Below are 25,200 nucleotides of genomic sequence, written 5' to 3'. Positions count from 1 at the left end.
TAACATTATAAAATGTACCAATAAAATAAATATGAGGAAAATAAATATATGGCAAAATGCTTATTAGTTGTTGATTATCAATATGATTTTGCCCACCCTAAAGGTTCACTATACGTATCTGGAGGAGAAACAATCAAACAACCAATTATTGACAAAATTAAAGATTATAAATCAAATAATAATTTAGTAGTTTTTAGTGGTGATTTTCACCCTGAAAACCATATATCTTTTAGGTTATGACCAGTACATTGTGTCGTAGGAACAAATGGGTCAGGATTTATGATTGATACTAAGTATGCTGATCTTATAATTAGAAAAGGTACTAAGATAGATTACGATAGTTATTCGGCTTTTTATATTGGAGATAAAGTTGATTCAGGTCTTGATGCTTGATTAAAGGCCAATGATGTTACTGAAATTGAAGTTTGTGGATTAGCACTTGATGTATGTGTCGGAGCAACTTATGTTGACTGTATTAACTTTGGTTACAAAGCAAAAATACTAAACGAATTAAGTAAATCAATAATGTAATTTTTTAATGCAATTTATAAAATAATAATGTATTATATTTTTAATGGAGAAATGACATGGCTAGAAGAGATGATTTAACTGGTAAAAGCGCATTGAGTGGTAACAACCGCTCACATGCATTGAACGCCACAAAAAGAAAATGAAACTTAAACTTACAAAAAATTAAGGTTGTGGATGAAACTGGTCGTGTTATGACAATCAAAGTTTCTGCAAGAACTCTTAAAACTCTTAAAAAAAGAAATCAATTAGTTTAGTATCAATTTCTTAAGTGAAAACTATTTTAAAAAGTCGAAATATATTTCGACTTTTTATTTTATATACTTTTGTTTAAACTGAGTTGTCAATGAATTATATTTATCAAAATCCTTAACAATTGATTCACTATGATCTGCATTACTAAATATAGCTATTTCAGTTTTTGCATCAACTATTGCTTTCATATCATACATAACATAAGCATTTGATAAAGTAATAAAAGCATCCTTTTCACCGTGTATAAATAAAATTGGTAAGCCTTTTGTTGTCGATCAACTTTTTAACAAATTGAATTTTTTTATTCATGATTTTGAAACAATTTTGAAATTAAAGTTAATACCTAATGACATTAAATATCAAGGTATTTTAATATATTTTTGTAAAAAGAATCTAATTTGTGGAACAGCTTGTGAAAATGCACAATCAGCAATCAGTCAGTCAACCTGGTTTTCAGTATAGTAATTTTGTGCTCAATATAGTGCAGAAGAAGCTCCAAGACTTACCCCTAAAATACCTAGCTCACTAGGATTATGAATTTCTTTAATATGGCTAATAACATTATCCAATACTAAAGCATTTGTTATACCAAAATCAGATTTGGTACCATAAGTTTTCCCATGAGCATACCCATCAAAACTAATAATGTTATAACCTTGTTGATAGAAATGCATAACATTTCTAATGCCCATATATTTATTTCTTTTAAATCCATGTAATCCAATGATTCATTTATTTGAGTTTGGATTAATTAAATAAACTGCGCTAATATCCCCTTTTGAACCCTTTATAACAATTTCTTTAAACAGTTCTGAAGGAGCATCCAGATTCATCAATCCTTTTTCTTTAATATCAAGTTTGTAGTGATCCACACTATTTATTTCAACTCCTAAAGACTTTGAAAAACCATATCTAGGATATTTAAATAAATATGGCAAAAATTTAATTGCAAATAATAATGACAGTATAACAACTATTGGAAATAGTAAAATTATAATGATAATCTTTCATCAATTATAATGATATTTAGATATTTGACGGTAGTTTGAATTATGCATAAAGTACCTGAGCCTGTTTTGTTTATTATACACTCTAATGCTTACTGAAAGTTTTCAATAAGGAAATGAAAAACAAAAAATAAGCCTAAGCTTATTTTTATCATAATCATTCTTTGAATATTTTTATATAACCAAATTTGACTGTTTCCATTATCATTCATGATAAAAGTATTATTCCAGCAAGTGCTGCATATCATCACATATTTGATCCCACCATTAGTTTAAACTCGAAGTTAATTGAACTAAATATAAATGCTAGTACAAAAGCAGCAACTGCAGTTATTGCAAGTATTGCACAGAATTTTTTTGATGGTCTTGATTGGAATATAGATACTTTAGAACTTCTATAAACAAACATTAATATTAAGTGAGTGAATATCATTTCAATAAAGAAACCTGTTTGGAATTGAGCCAACTCAGATGGTATTTTAACTGAACTTCTTAAATGCTCATTTCCACCATTATTTACTCAATCCATAATTGGTTCATACATATCAAATCCATATAACATGATTGCAAAGTTTATAAAACTAATCATTACTACAGATAAACCAGCCACAAACATAAATATAATTGCAGATTTTGTTGATCAACGTTGTGGTTTTTTAATTACATCCCCATCAACTTTATCAAAAACAAAGGCTAAGTTTGAACCTACAAATAATAAGTTTTGAACAAGTAATTGTAATGAAGAAACTATTGGAAACTTAAATAAAAGTGATGCAACTAAAATTGTTATTAACAATCCAATGTTTGCTGCAAGTGTAACTTTCACAAATTTATAAGCATTGTGGAATGTATGTCGTCCAATCATGAAAGCCTTTTCAAGAACTTGTAAATCGTTTTCTAGCATAATAACATCAGCATTCTTTTTGGCCAATGAGGTACTGTCATTAACAGCAATACCAACATCTGCTTGTTTTAAGGCTGCCGCATCATTTTTACCATCACCAATATAGGCAAGGTCATGAGTTGCTGCTAATTGTTTAATAATCATTTCTTTTTGATATGGTGACATTTTTACAAAAATATTGTAAGCTTCTAAATCCTCATCCCCTTTGTAATTACGAGAATCAAGGATTACAAAGTTTTCTAACCCCATTTGTGTTGCAATATGTTTTGAAACATGTTTTGAATCACCTGTTAGGATTTTAATATCAATATTATTTTCAGTAAAAGATTTAACAACTTTTTGTACACTACCTCGTAGTTCATTTGCAATAACAACATACCCTTCAAAAATATAGTCATTATCATCTACTGCCTTTTCTTCTGTTTGAACAGACGCAACTAATAAAATTGTATATTTTAAATTCTCTTCATTATTTAAATAAGCACGAATCTTGTCCATTGCCTTGTCAGTTATTTTTTCAACATTTTTACCATCTCTAACAAATTTTAATGACGAAAGTATTGTATATGGAGAACCTTTAGTTAATTTAATTTCATGAGTTCCTTGAGAAAGAACTGCTCCTGATATTTGAGATTCAGCTGAATATTCAATTGTTTCTTCTAACTCAAATCCTTCTGATTTTTCTTTTTCTGTTAAATATGCAAATTTCTTTATAATAGCTTGATCAACAGCACTATTTGTATTTCTTTGGTGTGTTGCAGCCAAGTGAAGATACATATTTAAATTTTCATTTTCTTTTTCGTTGAAGTCTAATACTTTAACTATATCTAAATCTTTTGATGTTATAGTTCCAGTTTTATCTGTAAATAAAAAATCAATCATTCCCATATTTTGAACTGTTTCAGGATCTTTAACTATAATAGATTCATCAACTAATTTTTTATTACCTTCTTTTAAGTTTGAAGCGATAACTGATGGCAATGCCTCTGGAATTAAAACAACTGCGATTGTAAAGGCAAATATGACAGCTTCAACAAGTTCAAAGTTTTTAACAACAAATGCTGCAAATATAATAAATATAGGCATAACTGCAAGTACGATCATAATTATAATATTAATAATTTTATGAACACCTTCACTTGATGCTGAATGATAATGAGTCTCATGTTGTTTATCTACAATATTTTTTACATAGTTATCTAAACCAACATTTACAACAACAACAATAGCTGCTCCTGAAAGAATTACTGTTTGAGCAAATAAAATGTTTTCCAAATCAATAATGTTTTCAGGTTCACCTGATGAATAGATACTCTTTTTAACAAGTTGTTGTTTACCGCTAATTAAAGCTTGATCTAAACGTAAATGTTCTGATCAAATAACTTTACAGTCAGCTGGAACAACTTCTCCTTCAGTTAGAAGGATAACATCACCCATTGTTAGTTTGTGTTGTTTAACTAAAGTTGATCTTTCCTTTAACTCATTAAAGTCTAAATTCATTTCATTGCCAACTCTACCTTCTAAAGTTAAGTACTTGTTTTCAATGATTGTTCTTTGGTGTTTACCTCTTTTATATTCATCATATTTTGAAAAAAATTCTGTGAATGCTGCTAAGAATACCATTCCAAATACTACCAATGACGATATGAATGTAACAAGTGTTGGATGTAGTGTTGCAAAAAAAACCATTTCAGTAATTGCCACAGCTCACAATAATAGAGCAAATGGACTTGTTAGACATTTTAAAAATACTTTTACATGGTTAAACGGCTTAGTGTTTATTTTATTCCTACCATTAAGCTCGCCATATTTAGTTCTTTCAAGTGAGTCAAGTCCAATTGGCGCACTTATTAATTCTTCAATATTATTTGCTTTTGAGACCTTATAAAGGTACTCTTCTTTTTTATAGTTAAGTTCTGTTGGAACTGTATAATTATTTTTATTTTTTAACATATAATAATTATATAGAAATATATTACTAATTTATAGTGAAAAATGCTCCTTTGGCGGAATAGGTAGACGCACTTGACTCAAAATCAAGCGAGGTAACTCGTATCGGTTCGATTCCGATAGGGAGCACCATTTAGAAACAAAAAAAACACTCGTTTGAGTGTTTTTTATTTATACAAGTTTTTTTAATCTAGATTTTAAGTCATCTTTATTTGCAAGATAACTTCCTGAAACAAAAGAATCTACTCCAGCTACTTTTGCTAAAGGAAAAGTAACATCATCAATTCCACCATCAATTTGAATTGTAAAACTCTGTTTGTTTTCTTTTCTTTTAATAACAAGCTGTCTAACCTTATCTAAAACTGGTTCCATAAACGATTGACCACCAAATCCAGGATTTACACTCATAATCAAAACATTATCAAGATATACAAGAATATCATCAGTTAACTCTTTGATAGATGTTCCTGGATTAAGAGCAATTGAAGCCCTGATTTTAGATTGTTTAATGTATCTAATTAAATCAATTAAATAATCTTTATTTTTAAATGATTCAATATGGAATGTGAATTGATCAACACCTACTTTAATAAATGTATCTAAGTAATCTTCAAATTTGCCTTTTATTTCAACCATCATATGAGCATCAATTTTAAAATTAAATTCTTGGTTAATGTCTTTTAATAACTTTGGACCAAATGTTAAATTTGGAACAAAGTGGAAATCCATAACATCATAATGTATTCACTCAATGCCTTCATTTTTAAATTTGATTAATTCTTCTCGTAAATTTAATAAATTTGAATTTAATATACTTGGTGCAATTATTGACATCTTATATCTCCTTTAAAAATTTTAAGTAGTCTTCATAAATAAACATTGGAAATTCGTTTTTGTTGACCGCTTCAACAACATAACATCCTTGTGTTTCTTGTGTATGTAGACAATCATTAAATTTACAATCATTAATATGTTTTTGAAAAAATTTATAACTATGAGCCAATTGTTGTTTTGTAACACCTTGAATATCAAATGATGAAAAACCAGGAGTATCACAAATATATCCGTCAGCATAATTATATAACTTAGATGTAGTAGTAGTATGCTTACCTTTGTTAGTGTATTCACTGACTGATTGAACACGTTGAACTTCATTTTGTAAAATGTTGTTTAATGTTCTTGATTTACCAGCTCCAGTCATCCCAGTAAATATATTAAGTCCAGTTGAAATTGTTTTTAAGAAATCATCAAAATCTTTTGAATCATACATATTAGATATAGAAAATGTTTTATAGCCTTGTTTTTTATATTCTTCAGCAAATTGTAAAATTGAATCATTTGAACCAACAATATCTCTTTTTGTAAATAATAGAATCACTTCTAATCCCATTACCTCAACTAATGCAATATATTTATTTAACGTAAATAGATCTTTATCATTAATTGTAAGTGAAGTTACTATAACTACATTATCTACATTAGAAACACGTGGTCTATATAATTCATTTTTTCTTTTAGCAACATCGCTGATTAATGAAATTTCACCCTCAGTTAAAACTTCAACTAAATCGCCTGCTACAACAGTTTGTTTATTAAATAATAATTTTCCTTGTAAACCTGCTTGTAGAAATTCTCCGTCTTTATAAACAAGACAAGATTTTCCTGATGTACTAATAACTCTATACATATATCATTACCATTATTATGAACGTTAATATTGTTACTAAAAATATAGCCAATAGTGAAAAAACAAAACTGGATTTCATACTTGAACTATTTACAACACCAACCTCTATAATATTCCTTTCCTTTTTATAAGATTTCATCTCCGCAAAAAACTCAGACTTATCTCATCTTGTTGATGATTTAAATGGTTTTGCGTTTGGATTTGTGCCAAGATTTTGAATATCATTTTGCATATCATCCATGTTTTTATATCGTCTTGATAGGTTTTTATCTAAAGCTTTTAGAATTATGTTTTCTAATTCAATAGATACATTTGGGTTAATTAGTGATGGTCTCACTGGATTAACCCTGCATTGATTTAATTTATATCATGTAGCTTTTTTAGAACCCTGTCATTTTGAATTGTGAATTCAAAATGGTGGTTCACCAACTGCAGATGTATATAGACATATTCCTAATTGATAAACGTCACCTTGTTTAGAAATTGCTCCTCATTTAAAGTATTGGGGATCTAAATGAGTTGGTGTTCCTACTTTTACATCTTTTGTAAGATCTGTACTATGCTCAGTGTAAGAAATACCAAAGTCACCTAACTTGGGTGAACCAAATTTAGTTAACATAATATTTCCTTCTTTGATATCACGATGAATTATGTTTAATTTATGAGCATCTGATAATGCAGAACATACACGAGTATAAAATAATTTAATTTCATCTTGGTTCATATAAAAAAATCTTTTGTTAAATTCTGATAGTGATCCACCACTTACAATTTCAGTTACTATTGCTCATGTTTTATCTTCTTGAAAAACATCATAAAGCTTAATTACATATGGATTGATAGATAGGTTTGCAAATGATTCTTTTTCGACTAGAAATCTTTCAATTGCAAGATCAGCTCTAGATTCATCAGATTTAACAAACTTTATAGCTAAAGTTTGTTTATTAATATTATCAAAAACTTCATAAACTGATCCAAATCCACCAGATCCAATTTTTTTTACAATAACATATCTACCATCAAATACTTCACCTTTACTTAAGTTAAATATATCTGTTTTTTCTGTATTCGATTTGGATTCCATGTTCCTATCCCTCTTTGTTCTATTATATAATAATAGAGAATTAAAAACTACCCCACGAATTTAGGGTAGATTTATGTTAAACCCTAATTTTCCTTAAGTATTTTTATTTTTTTAAAGTCATATAAGCTAATAAAAATTGAAGCAAATATAACTGTAACACCATACTGAATTGTGTCAATTATTGCTTCTCTAATTGCATAGCTTTCATCAAATAACAAATATGCAAATAATACATATAAAAAAACTCAAAGGTATGCAACTACAATCGATAATGGTTTTATTTTTGTTAATTTGTAAGTAATAATTAATGTAATAATTATTAATATTTTTATTAAAGCTGTGATTGGAATATATATAAACATTCCAGAAGTTGCATCCAATAATATTGAAGAAACAATTGAAGAAACAATTAATACTGGGTTTGCCAATATACCAAATAAAGAAAATAAAATTACATCAGAAAACTGAATTATTGAACTACCTGTAGCTGTTCCAATAAAAATAGTAATTAATCCGATGACATACATTAGCGCAGTTAACAAACCTGTATAGGCAATATTTCTTGTTGTAAAAATTCTTGGTTTCATATGATTAGTTTATCTTTGTTTTTAAAATAAAAAAACAGAATATATTATTCTGCTTCAATTAACAATATTGATAAATTATCTGTAGACATATTGTCTTTAGCATCTTCAATGATTAATTGCCCTTTTCTTTTTTGTTTCATTTTTTCATTTAATAAAGTTGCTACAACCAATTCTTCATCAACATAATCGTGAACACCATCAGTTGTTAATATTCAAGTTCCTTGAGGTTTAACATCATATATATCTATTTTTAATTGTTTTTTAGGACCAAGCGCACTTGTCAATACCTTTCAAAAAGTTTGTTCTGTCATTCTTTGAAATAGTATTGTATTTTTAGCTGCTTCTTTTTCTTTTTCATTAGTTGTATTTTCTAGGTTTTGATCCATTGTAATTTGATTTAGTGCTTCGTTTTCTTCATCAAGTTTATATGTTCTAGAATCACCGACATTAACTACAAAGGCGCGTTCTTCATCAACAAATAAAACAGCTGTTAATGTAGTTCCCATGTCCAAAGTTTCTTTGTGAGAATTAGCATACTTAATCATAATTTCTAATACCTCATTTACAGTTCTTCTTAATCAAGAATGTATATCTTCTGAACCAGTCATTTTTGTAAAGTTAGTTTTTTTAAAAATTGAAACAAAGTTTGTTACTGCCATTTTAGAAGCAATGTCTCCACTTGCGTGTCCACCCATTCCATCACATACAATACCTAAAGCCTGTCCAGTTTTATTTTCTGTAAAATCTAAGTAATCTTGGTTTGATTTTCTATAGTTTCCGATATCTGTTAATTGCACTGTTTTAAATTTCATATTGATCCTTTAAGTAAAAAATTTACTATTTATATTTTATAGCATCTGACATGCTAATAGATTAAAATTACCAATTTAATTGTTTAATCTTAAAACTTTTATTGATGTTATAAAATATTTTTAATTTATTTAAGTATTTAGTCGAATTAGTGTTAAAAATATGTTTAGCAAGAATTAATTGTAATTGTGATATTTGTTGAGGTATTTTATGAAACAAAAAATTATATTAGGTGGCGGATGTTTTTGAGGAACTCAAGCATTCTTTGATCACTATGATTGAATAACTTATAGCGAAGTTGGTTATGCCAATGGTATTAAAGATTTCAAAGTAACTTATGAAGAAGTTTGTAGTGGCACTACAGGTTTTGTTGAAGTTTGTTTATTAGAATTCGATGACACAAAAATTGATTTAAAGACTTTATTAAGTCACTATTGAAATACAATTAATCCAACTACACTAAACAGACAAGGTAACGACATTGGCAGTCAATATCGTTCTGGGATTTATTATTTTGATGAGTTTAAAGATATTCAATTAAAGGTAATTATCGATTCAAAAAATAAATTAGCACAAGATAAAAATATTGAAGTTGTTACTGAAATATTGCCTTTAAAAAATTATGTAACAGCAGAAGATTATCACCAAAAATATTTAGATAAAAATCCTGGCGGTTATTGTCATATAAATTTAAATCAGGCATGAAAAAAGAGCAAATAATTCTGCTCTTTTTTTATTATTAAACAACTTGTTTAGTATGTGTTAAAAGTATTTCTTTTAGATTTACTGATTGTGGCAGTTCATAAGCATAAGCAATAACATCCGCAACTTGCTCTGGTGTCAGTCCACCATTTAAAGATTTTTTTGCTTTGTTATAGCTATTTAGAATTTCCCCTTCTGATGTCAAATTCAATAAGTTTGTATCTACCATCCCAGGTTCAATCAATATGAATCTAATGTTATTATGTGCATTTTCTTTTCTTGCTTGTTCGGTAATTGCATTAACTGCAGATTTTGCTCCGTTATAAATTGAATGAGCATTTGAAGTATAACGCCCAGCAATTGAAGAGATATTTACAATTGTTCCTGTTTGATTTTTAATCATCTGTTTTAACACTGCATCCATTCCATTAATTACACCTTTTACATTTACATCAATTGTGTCATATTTATCTTTTAGTGATTGATCTACATAGTTATCTAGTGGCATTATTCCAGCGTTATTTATCATTAGGTCAATGGGTCCATAAACTGCTTCTGCATTATTAATTGCTGTTTGAACTTGTTCAAAATTTGTTACATCAACATTTGCTGTAACTTTTTCTTTAATTGGTAAAGCATTTAAAATTTCAATACGGCGAGCCATTAAAAGAACAGGATGACCCTTACTTGCAAATAACATTGCTAATGCTTTTCCTATTCCAGATGATGCTCCTGTTATAGCCACTAATTTTTTTGACATATATTTATTTCCTTCTTGTTGTTAAATTAATCTTATACTTAAATAAAAAAATAGACTTAAGTCTATTTTTTAATATTCAAGAAATTAACTTCTAACATATAGTATTCAATCATTGAATCAACATATTCTTTTGATTTTAATAAATCTAAAGTTTCTGTTTTTAATATGTAACCATAAATTTTATCTGCAATGAAAGAAAACAAGTAATCTTCAATTGTGTCTTCATCAAAATCGATTTTATTTGCACGTAAGTTTGAAATTCATCCTGATATGAAATATGAATATTTACTGTTAACGTATTTTTCAACTTCTTTTTCTAAAATGAATCTATAACTGTCTTGTAATGTACCTGTAGCAATAGCATCTTCAAATAATAAAATATCATGAATTTTTGCAATAACATTTTGAACATCATCATTTTCAACAACATAATCATATTGATCTTTTAAAGGAATTTCTAATAATGCTTTATTCAAACGTTCTCTAATAACTTCTTCAGCTTCAGTTCCACGTTTTCTTAATCTAGATTCTAATTCATCTAAACTAGGTGGTACTAAGAATATTGAAATAATTTCAAATTCTTTTTCTTGTTGTAATACTTGAGTAGCTCCAAGAACTTCAATTTCTAATACAACGTTTTTACCATCATTAATTTGTTTCTTAATATAAGACCTTGGTGTTCCATAATAGTTACCAATAAATTTAGCTGTTTCAATGAATTCACCATTTTTTTCTTTTTCGATAAATGTTTTTTCATCCATAAAGAAATAATTAACACCTTCAACTTCTCCTGGTCTTGGAGCACGTGTTGTAGCTGATACTGAATATTGTAAGTTTAATGATTCATCTTTTGCAAGTTCTATATTAATAGCTCCCTTACCTACTCCTGATGGACCTGAAATAATAATTATTTTCCCTTTTTGTGCCATGATTGTTCTTTTCCTTATTCTATTTCTAATCTTCAAATATATAAATTTGTCTTCGTATATTTTTTATACTTTAATAATACTAAATTTTTAGTAAATATTGGGTTTAAAAGTGAATTAGATTCACAAACAAGTATTCCAAAGTTATTTAAAATATTTGTTTTGTTAATTGCTTCAAATATTGAATCATAATATTCTTTTTTAGCATATGGTGGATCTACAAATATAAGATCAAAACATTTGTCTTTAAAGTTATTTAATAAATCAAGATAATCCCTATCCATAACTACATAACTTGATTGATCAATTCCCATTAAATTTGTTGAAATTACATCACGAGCTTCTTTATGTGTGTCATTAAAAACAACATAACCTACTCCTCGAGAAATTGTTTCTAAGCCTAACGCTCCTGATCCAGCGAACAAATCAAGAACTATTTTATTATCAAAAATAAAATAGTTATTAATTATATTAAAAACGTCTTCTTTAACTCGAGTCAAAGTTGGTCTTGTATTGTCACCTTGTAATGTGACTAATTTTCTACCTTTATATTTACCTGCAATAACATTCATAATTTCACCTTAGACTTTATTATAAAGAAATTATATATATAATGAAAACAAGAATAACAAGGAGATTTATGAAACTATTAACTGATGAAATTCCATCTAATTCTTGACTTACTTATGATACTGACAAAGAAGTAATTCGTGCAAAATCAAATGACTGCAAACTTCCTCTTTCAATAGAAGATGAACAAACAATGAATAAACTAATTGATTTTGTGGTTTATTCACAAAATGAAGAATTAAACTTAGAAGATAGTAAGGACTATTTAAGACCAGCTGTTGGATTAGCAGCTCCTCAAATTGGAGTTAACAAAAATATGTTTTATGTTAGATTTCAATTGCCTGAAAATAAGTTTGAAGAATATGCAATGGTTAATGCTAAAATAACTGCTCGTTCAACACAAATTGCTTTTATCGAAGAAGGCGAAGGTTGTCTATCTGTTACAAAAGATCATGTTGGATTTGTTCCTCGTCCATATAAAGTTATCGTTGAAGGATATGATCACATAACAAAACAAGAAGTAACACTTACTCTAAGAAGTTATAGATCAATTGTTTTCCAACATGAAATAGATCATTTGCATGGAAAACTATACTATGATCACATCAATAAACATGATCCAAAATATTTCAAAGACGGCTGAATTGAACTGTAGTTGACTTGATATATAACCCTATTTTTGTTAAAATATTATTATATTTAGGAGTACAAAAATGGCTGAAAAATCATATGATTACCAATGCTTTAAATGCATTGATGAAATAGAAAAAGAGAACTTAGGTGGTATGCATCAAATTATGGCAAATAAAATGAAGCAAGTATTTGCTTCAGGTTCTGGAGAAATCCACGTTTGCGCTAGACATAAGAAATAATTAATACTTAAAATAAAACTTGCAATTAAGCAAGTTTTATTTTTTTAATCTAACTGTTAGTGACTAACAACATCCCTCTTGTGGTGCTGCACATGTGCAGTTAGTGCATGTGCAATTTTCACACTTGCATTTTGAATTTGATCTAATCATTTTTTTATAAATCTCCTTGTACTTTCGTACTCTTTAATTATATATTGTGCTATTATAAAAACAACATAAAAAACGAGACAAAAAATTAATAATTTTTAGAATAATATTTCATAAAAAAAACCATTAACATTAACAATTTTTTGGACAATCAATTTTTATACAATAAGGAGTTTCATGGAAACAAATAACAAATTAAAATTTACTAAAGCCCCTGCAGTAGAGAGTTTAATTAAAAAAATAAATATAAGAAATAATGACAAACCAACACTTGTATTTGCTCTTGGGGGATTAGAAGAAATTGGTAAAAATACTTATGTAATCGAATACGATGATGAGATTATGATTATTGATGCTGGAGTTAAATTTGCTTCAGAAAATGAACCAGGGATTTCAGCTATAGTTCCAGACTATACTTATTTACTTGAAAACGAACATAAAATTACAGGTTTATTTATTACTCACGGGCACGAAGACCATATTGGTGGAATTCCATATCTTTTACAAAAAGTAAAAGTTCCTGCAATATATGCACCTGAATTGGCAGCAGAATTAATAAAAGAAAAACTAAAAGACTTTAAACTTCAAAACTCAACATTAGTTAAAGAATATGTTGAAGATGACGTTTATAAGTCTAAGCACATGACTGTACGTTTTGCTGCAGTTAATCACTCAATCCCTGACGCTTTTGGAATACATATTCAAACACCTAATGGAGCTATTTTTTCAACTGGAGATTATAAGTTTGATTGAACACCATTAGGACATACAGCAAATATTCAAAGAATGTCTGAGTTTGGTGAACAAGGTCTTGAATTATTAATGGCTGATTCAACTAACGCAGAAGTTGAAGGATATACAATTGGTGAAAAGTCAGTAATGAAAAATATTGATTCACATATCTTACAAGCAAAAGGACGTATTGTAATTTCGTCTTTTGCATCAAACGTTCATAGATTTCAAGAAATGATTTTACTTGCAAAAAAATATTCTAAGCGTGTAGTTATCGTAGGTTGATCACTTGAAAGAATGATCAAAGTTATTAAAAACTTGGGTCATTTAGATATTGACGAAAAAATGTTTATTAAACAAACAGAAGTTGATAAATTTCCTAAAAATCAAGTAATGATTATTTGTACTGGTTCACAAGGTGAACCAATGGCTGCCCTTTCAAAGATGGCAAAACAAGAACACAAATATATGAAAATTATTCCAGGAGACACAGTTATCTTTTCTTCATCACCTATTCCAGGAAACAAAATGGATGTTGAATTAATTGTTAACCGTTTAACAAAACTTGGAGCTAGAGTTATCGTAAATAGTTCATCAAATTTAATTCATACTTCAGGACATGCGTCTCAAGAAGAACAAAAATTATTATTCTCAATATTTAAACCTCACTACTTTATGCCTATGCATGGTGAATTTAGAATGTTAAAAACACATGCTGAAACAGCTGCTAAAGTTAATGTTCCACGAGATAACTCATTTGTTATTGCCAATGGTGACACAATCGTTATGCAAAATGGAAAAGCAACTCTTGGTAAAAGAATTCCAGCTGAAGCAGTTTATATTGATGGTAAAGATCAAACAGGTAAAGCTTCTGCTGTAATTAAAGAGCGTACAACTCTTTCTAAAGAAGGTTTAATTATTGTAATAATTTCAATTGATTCTAAAACTAACAAAATGATTTATCCACCTAAAATAATTTCACGTGGATGTTTCTATGTAAAAGATAGTTTCAATGTTATTAATGAATCAATAAGAATTGTTGGTAACTCTGTTAATGACTTATTAAAAACAAATAAAGTAACTTTCCATTCAATTAAACAATCAGTTAGAGAGTCAATTTCACCTTACATCTTTAGAGCTAAGAGAAGAAATCCTTTAATCATTCCTGTAATTTTAAATAAAACTACTCCAGAAAATAAAGTAGTTACTAAGGGAGTTGCTAAGGAGCAAACTCAAAATGAAAATTAAAAATAAAACCAAATCTCAAGAGATTGGTTTAGTTAGTGCAATATGAATGATGTTCAGTTTAATAGCTGGAATATCATTTACCTTAATGTTTAGTGGTCTTAATGAAGATCCAAAAAACTTTATAGGTTATCACATTGTATGAATTATATTAATAGTATCAATCTTCTTATTTTCATCAGCATGAGCTTACATTAAATGTACAAGAATACATAACAGTGCTAATGGAGGTGGAGGGCAATTTGTTAGATCAGCTTTTGGCCCTTTCTGAGGAATGTTCTTTAACTTCATTTCGGTTCTTTGTATTTCAATCGTAGTTATGATTATGATTGTTTCTTCAATTAGAATGAGTTTAGAAAATATTCAAGTTGTAAAAGACACTTTTGGTAATTGAACAAAATTAGTCTTAGATATTTTTGGTATCTTGGCGTGTGCTGTTGGAGCTACAATTGTTGTTTTAGGAATTAATAAATTTAAAATGGCTTCAACATTAATTGCTTATACAACATGAGCAATTACACTATTAATTTTAATATTTGGATTGGTGTTAATCTTTACACCATCTGATTCAGCAGCTGTTAAACCTCCTACAGGTAGCGTTGTAAGTACTGTAAACCTTAATTCATTTGTAAATGTATTCATGTTAGTAGTTTTTAGTTTTACAGGATTTGAAACATTTATCAGTACTGGATCTGCAATTAAAAACCGTAAGAAAAACATGCCCATCATAGTACTTGTTGGAATAGCATTAGCAACAGTGTTCTTTATGGTATTTTCTACAATAATTATTGCTTCAGTGATTAATGATTTTGGTGGTAACCCGAATGCAAATATGTTTAATAGATTCAATAGTGTCTTTATTCAAAAAGGTGGCTGATTCATAGTAGTTATTTGTACATTTTTAAATAGATTCAATACAATGACTCAATTAAGTCTTTATGGTTCTAACGTGTTAGAGCCTTTAATCAAAGAAGGATATGTTTCTAAAAAACTTTTTTCTTCTAAAGAATTAAAAAACCACATTGATAAAAAAGCGGTTTTTGCTTTCTTCTTATTAAATATTACATTTGCAACAATTTTCTTATTACTACCCGATTTAATTCAAGGTATAACTGGAGAAGAATCATTAATTGGTTATGGAACATTAGCAAACGTTACTTCGTTAATATTTATTTCTGAATACATAATGGTTATGTTAGCAGCAATTAAGTTTGGTTTTAAAAAACAAGTTAAAGTAAATATTACTGAATACATTATATGAGCAATTACAATTTTTATATTTGGAGCAATTTGTATTTATACAGTTGCACAAATGTTTATAGACTTTGTCAATGGAATCAACACAGGTAATATTCAAGAATGAGTTGCACCACTTATCCAAATAGTATTCATTATTACAATGGTTATTATTTCATTAGTATTATTTTTTGTTGTTAAACCAAGAATATTGTCAAAACTATCAAGTGAAGAAATCAAACAAATGGAAGAATATCAATTTGTTACTTTTGAAATTTTAGAAGATGAAAAACTAAAAATTAAAACAAAAGAAGTTAGTGTTTAGTATCAAACTAATGAAAAGCATATTTATATGCTTTTTTTGTTATAAAATAAATCTTAGAATTTTAATTCTATATGGAGGACACAATGAAAATAAATGAACTATTACTTAATAGAGAAAGTCCAAGATCATTTGATTCTAATTATATAATTAGTAACGAAGATATTTTAACTATAACTGAAGCAATGAGATTATCCCCTTCTGCTTATGGATTGCTTTCTTGAAGAACTCTTGTTATTAAACGTAGTTCTAAATTTAGAGAAGAATTGTTACCTCTTTTTTACAATCAAAAAAATGTTACAGAAGCTAGTGCGATTGTATTAATCATAGTTTCTGAATTTGATAAGTTAATTGAAAAAGATATCCCTCAATATGTTTCACTAATGGATGACAACACTTCTGATCGTGTTAAGAATTATGAAAAAAGAATGTTAAGTGATATCAATTATGCCAAAGTAGACCCCTACTATGTTAATTGAACTAGCAAAGAAGCTTTTATTGCAATGGGTGCTTCTTTGGCAGTTGCTGAAGAGTTAGGAATTGACTTATGTCCAATTGATGGTGTTAATAAAAAGAAAATAAAAGAATATTTATTTGAAAACAAATTGATTGAAGCAAATGAAAAATTTGGTTCATCAGTCATATTAGGTAAACGTAATATTGATGTTCCTAAAAAGAAAAAAATAAGATTAGATAAAAAAGAATTCACTAAAATCCATGACTAAAATCATGGATTTTAGTTTGGTTTCTTATAACTTGTTTTGGTGTATAATTTATCCATACATAGGAGGACTATAATATGTATAATACAAATCTATCCCAAGTTAGATCTATGTTAAAACTATTTAATATAGTTGGTTTAATTTTTTCAATTGTTTTAACTTTTGGAATTTTAGCTTCATTGAATCAAGCAACATCAATGGGTGAACCAGAAAATGCAGCAGAGTTTGCATTAATAGTTACAGCCCTTATAGCAATGTGTTCAGCAAACATTTACTTCACATTAATTATTTTAAATTTTGTTAAAAATTCATCAGATGATGAATTAATTGCAAACCGTTATATCTTAAGTGTATTCTCAATTGGAATACAAGGTATTATGACACCATTCATGTTAAGTAACTTACCAAATATGCAAACTTCTAATAACAATGCCAGAATGAACCCTAAATTTGTTATTGGTAAACATTATGGAATGGCTGGATTAGTGTTAAGTGTTATCACAGGTGGATCACTTGCATTATATGGACAACAATTTAACGTATTAAATGATTCAAATGTTTTAATAACATTTTATGTATTAGGAGGAATTGGATTAGTAAGTTTAATTTCACTTCCACTATTTTGATTAAAATCTTCTGAAGAATCATTTGTAAACAAAACTGGAATATATCCAGTACAAATCGTATTTTCAATCATAGCTTTAGTAATAGCAACAATTACTGTTGTATGAATTATGTTATTGGCAGTATTAAGATTACTACAAACTATTAGCAATGCAGTGAACAACAGAGATAATGCTTTCATCTTTATCCTAAGTTTAATGATGGTGTTTTTACAATTCTGATATGTTCAATTTATTTGAACAATCTGTATATCTACTTTAAAAGGTATTTGATCATCTCCAAACAGTGATGCTCTAGAATACAAAGTATATACAAAACTAGATGAAAGAAAAGAATACGAAGCTCAACAAAACAATAATAGATAATAAAAAATAATCCATATTGGATTATTTTTTATTATCTATTATTTTTAATTCATTAATTTTTATAAATTCATAGTTTATATTTGAATTATATGTTTTTTCATAATCGGCAATAACTTTAAATACATCATAGCCATTTAAAATATCTTTAAATTTTTTATCTTTATTTAATTTGTAATTAAATAAATCAGTTATCATAAGTGCCCTATCTCTTGATAAATGAATTTTTCTATGACACTCTGCACATAGCGATATTAAATTATAATAGTTATCTAAATTTAATTTATAATCCTTTTGTATTTCATAATTATACGGAACATAGTGATGAACCTCAAAATACATAGTACCCTTTAAACCTATAAATGTTTCAGTTTTTTTGCAAAATTCACAAACTCTATTTTTGTCTAAATATTGCTTTGAAAGTTTTTGATTTCTTATTAAACGATTTTTTAATGTAACTGATTTTTTATCAAGTTTGACATTAAAATCACTAGGATCCGGAATTTCTTTTTTATTAACTGATATTTTATTTCACTTTTCTGAAAAGTTATCGGGTTTTGCATTTATAAACTCAGTTTTAGCAATAAACCTCATAACATCATTCAAAACACTCTTTCCGCCACCAGGAGTTCCTTTAGGAGGTAAACCAATTATATATCTAAATGCTCAATGGATATCATCTATTTTAGTATCTCAAGAACTTTTTTTTCTTATTTTATAATCATCAACATTTTCAAAAATATATTTTTTCATACTTTTTTTAATTGAACCTTTAACTAAATCTTCAAAATTAACAAACTTAAAGAAAGCTTCTATGCAAATTAAGGTATCTTTTTTCGAATAAGGAACTCTTTCTTTTTTACTCATTCTTAAACCTCACTTTTTTAATTAGTTCTTGCTGAATTATAGATACTATCTCAACATTTACTGAATTTCCAAATTGTTTATAGGCATAAAAATTATTTGAGTTTTTTTCTATATCAACATAATTTTTATAATCAGTGGGGAAACTTTGAAGTTTACCAACTTCACCAGGTGTCAAATATCTTCATTTATTTACTCCTTTTTCAAAAACAATTGGTATTTGAACCATAGCTACTAAAGTGGGAAATTTTATCGGTCTTTTACATCTAATCCCTGATTGTCTCAACTGAATGAATGAATCATGAATATCATCCATGTCTACACCGGCTTGTCATTCAAATTTTTGTTCTCTTTTTTTTCAAGAAAGAACATTATATTTTTCAATTCAAGCATCAATAAAATTTTTATTATTTTTGTATATTTCCCTCATATCTGAAATATATTTTTTTCTTCAATTAGGTAAATCTGAAATGTCATAATTTTTCCCAAATTCACTCGCTCAGATCACCGGTAAAGTTCTACCTGAATTTCGTTTCACATTTTTTAAAAACTCATTTCAAGCATCAAAAACTTTAACTAAATAACTTCCTTCATTTAGATAATATTCTTCACTAACATTTTTTTCTAAAAAATTATCTCAAATATATTTTTTTGTTTCCATGGGTTCACTGTAGTTTAGATTGAATGAAGTCTGATTATATTCTGAAAAATCCAAATCTAAACTTTCATTTTTTGCCACCTCTGGCCCCACATAATAACCAGGTATAAATACCCTCTTTCTATCTTGAGGAATTCCAAATTGATGAGGAGATAAAATTAATGGATTATTAACATCAGGGACCATATATCCAATTTCAATTAATTTTTCTATAATTATTTTTCAAGTTTTACCATTGTCATGATTAACTAAGTGTTTAACATTTTCTAATAAAATATATTTTGGTTTTTTCTTGTGTAAAATTTTTGCTATATCAAAAAAAAGTGTACCCCTAATTTCATCAAGAAACCCTTTTTTATTACCAGCATTTGAAAATGTTTGACATGGAAATCCGGCGAATAAAAAATCATGATCAGGTACCTGAGAACATTCAGAATCAACATTTCTAATATTAATAATTTTTTCTTTATCGATATTAAAATTTCCAGAATAAGTTTTGATTGACTCTTTATCTATTTCGCTAACAAAAACACACTCAATGTCATCTTTTGTTATAGCAGCAGTTTTTTCCAAAGCTTTATGAAAACCGCCTATTCCTGCGAATAAATCTATAAACCTAATTTTACCCATATAAGAAATTTCCTTTTTTAGTTACTCTTTTCATACCCACTAATTTCTATTCCCGGTATATAAAGCGCGTAAGCCACACCTGGAATAGGTTCCTTAGAATTAAACTCAAAATTAAGTTTATGAATTTGAATTAGAATCATATCTTTATTAGAATTATACATATGTAAATTGCTATCACCCAAATATTTATCTTCATTATTTAAATCGAGATCTTTTTCCGCACCTCGACCGAACAGTGTGAAGAAAGTTGAGTTGTCAAGTTCTTTAACAGAACGTTTGTAAGGTCTGCTGTCGCTTGATTCAAATAATATTACTTTAACTTTTTTGTTAAAAAAGTTACTATCAGGTTTGAAGAAACTTAGCTTTAAATTAATTTTTTCTAAAATTATATTATTGATATTAGAAACCTCAGAGAAGTCATCTCACGTTTTAAATTCTTTGACAAAAAACTTCTTCTGTCCAAAATATTCAAAATCATCTCCAGTTTTAATAATGTCAGTGAAACTAAATTCTCCTTTTGAAGTTTTAAAGAATGAGTTTTGTCTTTGTCACTTTCTAACTGATACGTATTTAGTTTTAGCTATATTACTTCTAGCCGGTCTCAGATCTTCTGGAAGAGATAAAAACAAACTTCCTGAAAATTCTTCAATTGACATGTTTCCATTATCTACCAATTCTAAAGACGATCAAAGTTCTTCTTCCATTGTGCTTATACTTTCAAAGAAATTTATTATTTTTCTAGTCATAAAAACTTTAATTACATCTTTATATTTTTCCCTATAACCAAATCACCTAGCTCTTTGCAAGGTTGTATCTGCATTGTTTTTGCTTTTTGCACTTCTAGTTATATAAGTAACAATTAACTTATCAATTGTAATTCCCCTCCCAAGTAAGTCAGAGCCAACATAAATAACTAGATCAGAATTTTGTTTTATAGATTCTATGTTGACGCCAGTTTCAGTTGACGAATTTATCATTTCAATATTTAGAGAATTTAATAATTCGCAAAAATTTTCAAGCAGTTCTTTATCCAATTTTATATCGATTTTTCTTCCAAATAGCATTTTAAATCCTAGATTAGCAAAATCTTTAAATGTACCAATAAACCTTAAATCGGTTCAATTTAATTTACTAAACTTTATTTGTTCATTTACAAATCCTCTAATTAAATTGCGTATATATTTATGATCATCAATGTCTCTTTTTGCATTAACCAACATTTCGAATGGTTCATTAGCATTATTAATATCAAACTTTTTAAGTGACGCTCAAACAAAATAAGAAATTGCAGTTCTCAATGATTCCGGTGGACTTGTTCAATTAATATCGCTTTCTGTTTTTATACCTAATTCTTCAGCTTCATCATCATCAACTTCAACAATCATATTTTCATTATCATCATGAAATGTGTTTAGTCCCATATATCCTTTTCCTGGTTTAGAAACTTTAATAAAATTTGGTGAAAGTACTTCAATTTCGTCCAACAAGAAATTTGCGTAAGGAGTTGCCGTAACAGTTAAATATAAATGATGTTCAAGATTACTTCTTATTTTTAATATTAATTGATTTCATTTTGTTTTATTAGTTCTTTTATCACTAGCTGCATTACCATCCAGAGATCCTTGATCGCCTTCGTCGTCAATTATAATTACATTTTTAGATTTAAAAAAATCTTTATTATATTCTAAAAACTTTACTACATATTTAAAATGATCTGTATTTTTTAAAACCGGAACTATTAATTTTTTATTTCCTTCTAATGTAATGCTGTGAAAATTTTTTAATTCATTTGACGATTTAATTTCACAAAGTCTGCTTATACCAGATTTGCTTCTTACATTCGAAAATACCTCTTTAACCCTTTTTATGTTTTGTTTAAATAATGTATTGTCGACACCACCAATAAGAAAAATCACATCTACATCATTGTCAAAGGCTGCTGCAGATAACCCCAAGAAGTTTGAAGTTTTACCAGACTGAACTTTACCAACCAATAGACCAGTTTCATTATTGAAAAACCCATCGCTTTTTAGCGATGCCTCTAATATTTGGTTAGACTTATCAACAATTTCTTCAACTCCTTGAGTTCCAATTTTATTGTTATAAATCTCTATGAATTTATTTAAAAATGTACCCACACTATTCCTCTACTTGTTGCATGTTTTGTTCTTCTGCCAATGCAATTAAATATTTATTTATTGAATCTGTAATACTTATAGGATCTACCATATTACTTGGTGAACCAACTCTACTTTTAATTATTGATGCAGCATACGCAGATGCAAAATCTTTAATGAAAATAATAAATTCTGAATTCTCTGAGAACGGTTTAAAGAACTTATGTTCAATATTTAAAGAAAATTTATATTGTCTAAACTCCTCATCTAAGACAGATATGTTTAATCACTCTTTAGGATTTGGATTTGTATTTATTTTGAAAAACATCTCAATATTCAATTTATCACCTGATTTGAATACAATTTTTGAATCTAAATGTTTCGAAGAAAGTTTATTATTATATTCTTTTATATCTTCGCTATACATTGCTAATATTTCCGGAGCAATATCATTGCTTGATTTTAAATTGTCAATTGAAGTAATTGTTCCACCTAAAACTTTTTCCAATATTTGGTTAGAAGCATTTGCTTGTTCTATTGAAATATTGTTATGTGCAGATTCTTCATTTACTCTTAATTTATTTGCTATAGATTTATACTCTTTACAAATGGGGATCAACATTTCAATAAATGCCTCCTCTAAACCGTCATCTCAACTAAAGCCGTCTTTAGCTTGGTTAACTGGAAAACTATCTAAATTAATATCTCCATACAATCTTTGATAAGTATAACTACCAGAATCTCCATAAATTTCTTTGGGTCTATAATTATTTTCAAAACCACCAATAATGGCCCTTCCTCTTCTAAATAATGCAAATCCAGCCAGCGCTCTACTTCCCTTGTCCCTTAAACCAATAAAACCTGTAATTTTGTGAGATATCCCATTAAACACTAATGTTTCATCAATTTGTTTTACACAAACAGTTCCTTCCTCAACATTTGGTAATTCTCCAACTTTAATAATTCTAGGTTTTACAGGTTCATATGAAAATGGTGGTATATGTTGAAATTTATCATATTTATTTCCATTAACATCTTCTCATTTACCACCCATATTTTCTGCATAAACAATACTAATGTTTTGATCTAAAATATCTTTTCTATAAATACCAGTTAATAAATTCATTAAGTTTTTTTTATTTCTATTAGGTAATGTTTTATTTAACTTTTCAAGAGTCAAAATTGTATAGTGTTTATTCTCATCTACACTGTTTGTAATCACATTTACACTATCAACACCTGTTTCGACAATGTTATCAATATCCATAACAACACTGTATTCTTCATTAGAACCTAATTGAGTACTTTTAATTGATCACTTATTAGCGAATCAAGTTGCTGCAGTTTTAAGTCCCATGCCAAATTCATTTCTACCAGTTTTGATTTTGGGTTTTTCCCCTAAAACAATAGCCCTTCTGAAGTTTGCGCTATCCATACCAAAAGCATTATCAATAATTTGAATTTTTAAACCAGTTTCATTTTTTATGTATAAAATATAAACTTTTAATTGAAATCCATTAATGCCTTTAGAACTGTAAAACTCATTTAATGTTTCTTTATTATCAAAAAAACTAGCTGTTGAATTATCAACAAACTCAGCCAACGCAAAATGTGGTTTATAGTTATATTTTTTATAAGTTTCAAAGATGCTGGTTTTTGGTCTAATATCCAGCGCTTTATAATTGCTATTTTTATTTTCCATTTTTATTTTTCCTCCTGATTAAACAATTCTCAATAAATATTTAGTAATTCATCTGTTTTTATATTTGGGTAGTATTTAATGAATTCATCATTAACTTTATTTTTGTATATATTCATAATCATTTTTTCTTGAATTTCTCTTGAAGAAAGGTGTAATCCCTTATGACAAGAAACACATAAAGCAATTATATTCAATTTTGAATCCAAGGTCTTTTTAAATTTCTTTTGTACCCTATAGTTATATGGAATGAAGTGGTGGAATTCAAAGTATTGCATACCATTACCATTACGTCTATCAAATGTAGTCTTAGTTTTGCAATTGAAGCACTCATTATTTAAAGAAATTAATTCTTGAATAATATTTTTATTTCGAATTAACTTATTATTATTTTCAATATCAACTGATTTTTCTCAGTCAAAATCAGGAACTATTGAAGAACCATCAATTATAAAATCAAACAAATCATCTATCCCAAACCCTTTCTCAACATTATTATCATTTTTTGATTTTAATTTTTTATCAGTTTTATCCTTTATAGTGTTAATTTGATCTGCTGAAACTCGTTTTGGAGCAATCATTTCCTTATTCTTATTGAAAGATTCGATTGCAATATTTATAGATTTTGTCATTAAAGAACCGTGAGAATTTATAAAGAAATCAACTTCCTTATTTTGAATGACAAGCATCATATCTTCTTGATTTATTCAAAGTGATGAATTATTTTTTAATGAATTATCAGTTTTAATAAATTTACTTTCGATATATTCATTTAAGTAATCAGTAACGCAATATAGCGTTTCGTTACCCAAAGAAAGAAGTCCGATTACACTTACAATTTTATTTTCACAATACATTTTTGGTTCAATATGTATTCTTTTTTTGTGTACATCTTTCTGACCGGAATTTTTTATTTCCCTAAGATACACCCTGTGATTAATATCACCATTTTTAAATTCAATATAATCTGTTTTTTCGAAATTATATTCAGAATCTAAACTAATAAAAGATTCAACTCCAGTTAATTTAAATTCTTTCGAAAATCCTAAGTATAAATTTTTGAAAGAATTTTTTAGCATACGTTGGTGTCTTTGAAAATTTTCATCAGTCATTAAAATTTGAGCACCGTTATTAAAGTTTAAATATTTATTTTTTTGATTCATATATTCCTTCAATTTTTAATTAACTTTATTTTAACAG

General features: G+C 27.6%; 24 protein-coding genes and 1 tRNA gene. 10 read left to right on the top strand and 15 right to left on the bottom strand.

Annotated elements, in window-relative coordinates:
- Positions 1-48 precede the first annotated feature (48 nt).
- Entirely contained in the window at positions 49-531 is a 483-nt protein-coding gene (locus STIUS_RS01200; RefSeq protein ID WP_162649470.1) for an isochorismatase family protein, read from the top strand.
- A 56-nt stretch (positions 532-587) separates the two neighbouring features.
- Complete coding sequence (rpmB, locus tag STIUS_RS01195; RefSeq protein ID WP_162649469.1) at positions 588-785, top strand: 50S ribosomal protein L28; 198 nt, start codon at positions 588-590, stop codon at positions 783-785.
- 54 nt (positions 786-839) lie between these two features.
- Here the strand turns inward: rpmB and STIUS_RS01190 are convergent, their stop codons facing one another.
- Positions 840-1,841 (bottom strand): alpha/beta hydrolase, encoded by a 1,002-nt coding sequence (locus STIUS_RS01190; RefSeq protein ID WP_162649468.1) that lies wholly within the window; start codon positions 1,839-1,841, stop codon positions 840-842.
- Positions 1,842-1,938: 97 nt separating this feature from the next.
- Entirely contained in the window at positions 1,939-4,647 is a 2,709-nt protein-coding gene (locus tag STIUS_RS01185) for an HAD-IC family P-type ATPase (protein ID WP_162649467.1), read from the bottom strand.
- Positions 4,648-4,691: 44 nt separating this feature from the next.
- Here STIUS_RS01185 and STIUS_RS01180 point away from each other — a divergent pair.
- Positions 4,692-4,776: transfer RNA gene (locus STIUS_RS01180), tRNA-Leu, on the top strand.
- Positions 4,777-4,815: 39 nt separating this feature from the next.
- On the opposite strand, the gene STIUS_RS01175 is transcribed toward STIUS_RS01180, so the two are convergent.
- The 5 genes from STIUS_RS01175 to STIUS_RS01155 all read right to left on the bottom strand — a co-directional run bounded on the left by STIUS_RS01175 (position 4,816) and on the right by STIUS_RS01155 (position 8,814).
- Positions 4,816-5,478, bottom strand: a complete 663-nt coding sequence (locus STIUS_RS01175) for a ribulose-phosphate 3-epimerase (RefSeq protein ID WP_162649466.1) — start codon at positions 5,476-5,478, stop codon at positions 4,816-4,818.
- Position 5,479: 1 nt separating this feature from the next.
- Complete coding sequence (rsgA, locus tag STIUS_RS01170; RefSeq protein WP_162649465.1) at positions 5,480-6,331, bottom strand: ribosome small subunit-dependent GTPase A; 852 nt, start codon at positions 6,329-6,331, stop codon at positions 5,480-5,482.
- Complete coding sequence (locus tag STIUS_RS01165) at positions 6,324-7,415, bottom strand: serine/threonine-protein kinase (protein ID WP_162649463.1); 1,092 nt, start codon at positions 7,413-7,415, stop codon at positions 6,324-6,326. The genes rsgA and STIUS_RS01165 overlap by 8 nt, the downstream gene beginning before the upstream one ends.
- 83 nt (positions 7,416-7,498) lie before the next feature.
- Positions 7,499-8,002 (bottom strand): ECF transporter S component, encoded by a 504-nt coding sequence (locus STIUS_RS01160; protein ID WP_162649462.1) that lies wholly within the window; start codon positions 8,000-8,002, stop codon positions 7,499-7,501.
- Between the two features lie 44 nt (positions 8,003-8,046).
- Positions 8,047-8,814, bottom strand: a complete 768-nt coding sequence (locus STIUS_RS01155; RefSeq protein ID WP_162649461.1) for a PP2C family serine/threonine-protein phosphatase — start codon at positions 8,812-8,814, stop codon at positions 8,047-8,049.
- Between the two features lie 208 nt (positions 8,815-9,022).
- Here STIUS_RS01155 and msrA point away from each other — a divergent pair, with 208 nt between their 5' ends.
- Positions 9,023-9,532, top strand: coding sequence for a peptide-methionine (S)-S-oxide reductase MsrA (msrA, locus tag STIUS_RS01150; RefSeq protein ID WP_162649460.1), 510 nt, complete (start codon positions 9,023-9,025; stop codon positions 9,530-9,532).
- A gap of 19 nt (positions 9,533-9,551) precedes the next feature.
- On the opposite strand, the gene STIUS_RS01145 is transcribed toward msrA, so the two are convergent.
- The 3 genes from STIUS_RS01145 to rsmD all read right to left on the bottom strand — a co-directional run bounded on the left by STIUS_RS01145 (position 9,552) and on the right by rsmD (position 11,772).
- A complete protein-coding gene (locus STIUS_RS01145; protein ID WP_162649458.1) occupies positions 9,552-10,274 on the bottom strand; it encodes an SDR family oxidoreductase in 723 nt (240 codons plus the stop codon).
- A gap of 62 nt (positions 10,275-10,336) precedes the next feature.
- On the bottom strand, positions 10,337-11,203 hold the full coding sequence (gene gmk / locus STIUS_RS01140) for a guanylate kinase (RefSeq protein WP_162649456.1): 867 nt from the start codon (positions 11,201-11,203) through the stop codon (positions 10,337-10,339).
- Positions 11,204-11,217: 14 nt separating this feature from the next.
- On the bottom strand, positions 11,218-11,772 hold the full coding sequence (gene rsmD / locus STIUS_RS01135) for a 16S rRNA (guanine(966)-N(2))-methyltransferase RsmD (RefSeq protein ID WP_162649454.1): 555 nt from the start codon (positions 11,770-11,772) through the stop codon (positions 11,218-11,220).
- Between the two features lie 68 nt (positions 11,773-11,840).
- Here rsmD and def point away from each other — a divergent pair, with 68 nt between their 5' ends.
- From def to STIUS_RS01105, 6 genes are all read left to right on the top strand, one after another.
- Entirely contained in the window at positions 11,841-12,425 is a 585-nt protein-coding gene (def, locus tag STIUS_RS01130) for a peptide deformylase (protein WP_162649453.1), read from the top strand.
- A gap of 58 nt (positions 12,426-12,483) precedes the next feature.
- On the top strand, positions 12,484-12,642 hold the full coding sequence (locus STIUS_RS01125; RefSeq protein ID WP_162649451.1) for a hypothetical protein: 159 nt from the start codon (positions 12,484-12,486) through the stop codon (positions 12,640-12,642).
- A 324-nt stretch (positions 12,643-12,966) separates the two neighbouring features.
- Positions 12,967-14,769 (top strand): ribonuclease J, encoded by a 1,803-nt coding sequence (locus STIUS_RS01120; RefSeq protein WP_162649450.1) that lies wholly within the window; start codon positions 12,967-12,969, stop codon positions 14,767-14,769.
- Positions 14,759-16,327 (top strand): APC family permease, encoded by a 1,569-nt coding sequence (locus STIUS_RS01115; RefSeq protein WP_162649449.1) that lies wholly within the window; start codon positions 14,759-14,761, stop codon positions 16,325-16,327. The genes STIUS_RS01120 and STIUS_RS01115 overlap by 11 nt, the downstream gene beginning before the upstream one ends.
- An 83-nt stretch (positions 16,328-16,410) precedes the next feature.
- Complete coding sequence (locus tag STIUS_RS01110; protein WP_162649448.1) at positions 16,411-17,049, top strand: nitroreductase family protein; 639 nt, start codon at positions 16,411-16,413, stop codon at positions 17,047-17,049.
- A gap of 74 nt (positions 17,050-17,123) precedes the next feature.
- The gene (locus tag STIUS_RS01105; protein ID WP_162649446.1) at positions 17,124-18,035 is read left to right on the top strand and encodes a hypothetical protein; all 912 of its coding nucleotides are present in this window, start codon (positions 17,124-17,126) and stop codon (positions 18,033-18,035) included.
- Between the two features lie 21 nt (positions 18,036-18,056).
- Here the strand turns inward: STIUS_RS01105 and STIUS_RS01100 are convergent, their stop codons facing one another.
- From STIUS_RS01100 to STIUS_RS01080, 5 genes are read right to left on the bottom strand one after another with little or no spacing between them, the layout of a single operon-like run.
- Entirely contained in the window at positions 18,057-18,899 is an 843-nt protein-coding gene (locus STIUS_RS01100) for an HNH endonuclease signature motif containing protein (protein ID WP_162649445.1), read from the bottom strand.
- The gene (gene dcm, locus STIUS_RS01095) at positions 18,892-20,184 is read right to left on the bottom strand and encodes a DNA (cytosine-5-)-methyltransferase (protein ID WP_162649443.1); all 1,293 of its coding nucleotides are present in this window, start codon (positions 20,182-20,184) and stop codon (positions 18,892-18,894) included. The genes STIUS_RS01100 and dcm overlap by 8 nt, the downstream gene beginning before the upstream one ends.
- Positions 20,185-20,201: 17 nt before the next feature.
- Entirely contained in the window at positions 20,202-22,322 is a 2,121-nt protein-coding gene (locus STIUS_RS01090; RefSeq protein ID WP_162649442.1) for a Z1 domain-containing protein, read from the bottom strand.
- A gap of 1 nt (position 22,323) precedes the next feature.
- The gene (locus STIUS_RS01085; protein WP_162649441.1) at positions 22,324-24,003 is read right to left on the bottom strand and encodes an ATP-binding protein; all 1,680 of its coding nucleotides are present in this window, start codon (positions 24,001-24,003) and stop codon (positions 22,324-22,326) included.
- A 2-nt stretch (positions 24,004-24,005) separates the two neighbouring features.
- Positions 24,006-25,163 carry an HNH endonuclease gene (locus tag STIUS_RS01080; protein WP_162649440.1) on the bottom strand — a complete coding sequence of 386 codons (1,158 nt, stop codon included), beginning with the start codon at positions 25,161-25,163 and terminating at the stop codon, positions 24,006-24,008.
- Positions 25,164-25,200 lie beyond the last annotated feature (37 nt).

Origin of the sequence: Spiroplasma sp. TIUS-1 (genome assembly GCF_010365785.1) — a bacterium.
GTDB lineage: Bacteria > Bacillota_I > Bacilli_A > Mycoplasmatales > Mycoplasmataceae > TIUS-1.
Note: the sequence above shows the minus strand (reverse complement) of the source record. Positions and strands in the feature narration are given on the sequence as shown.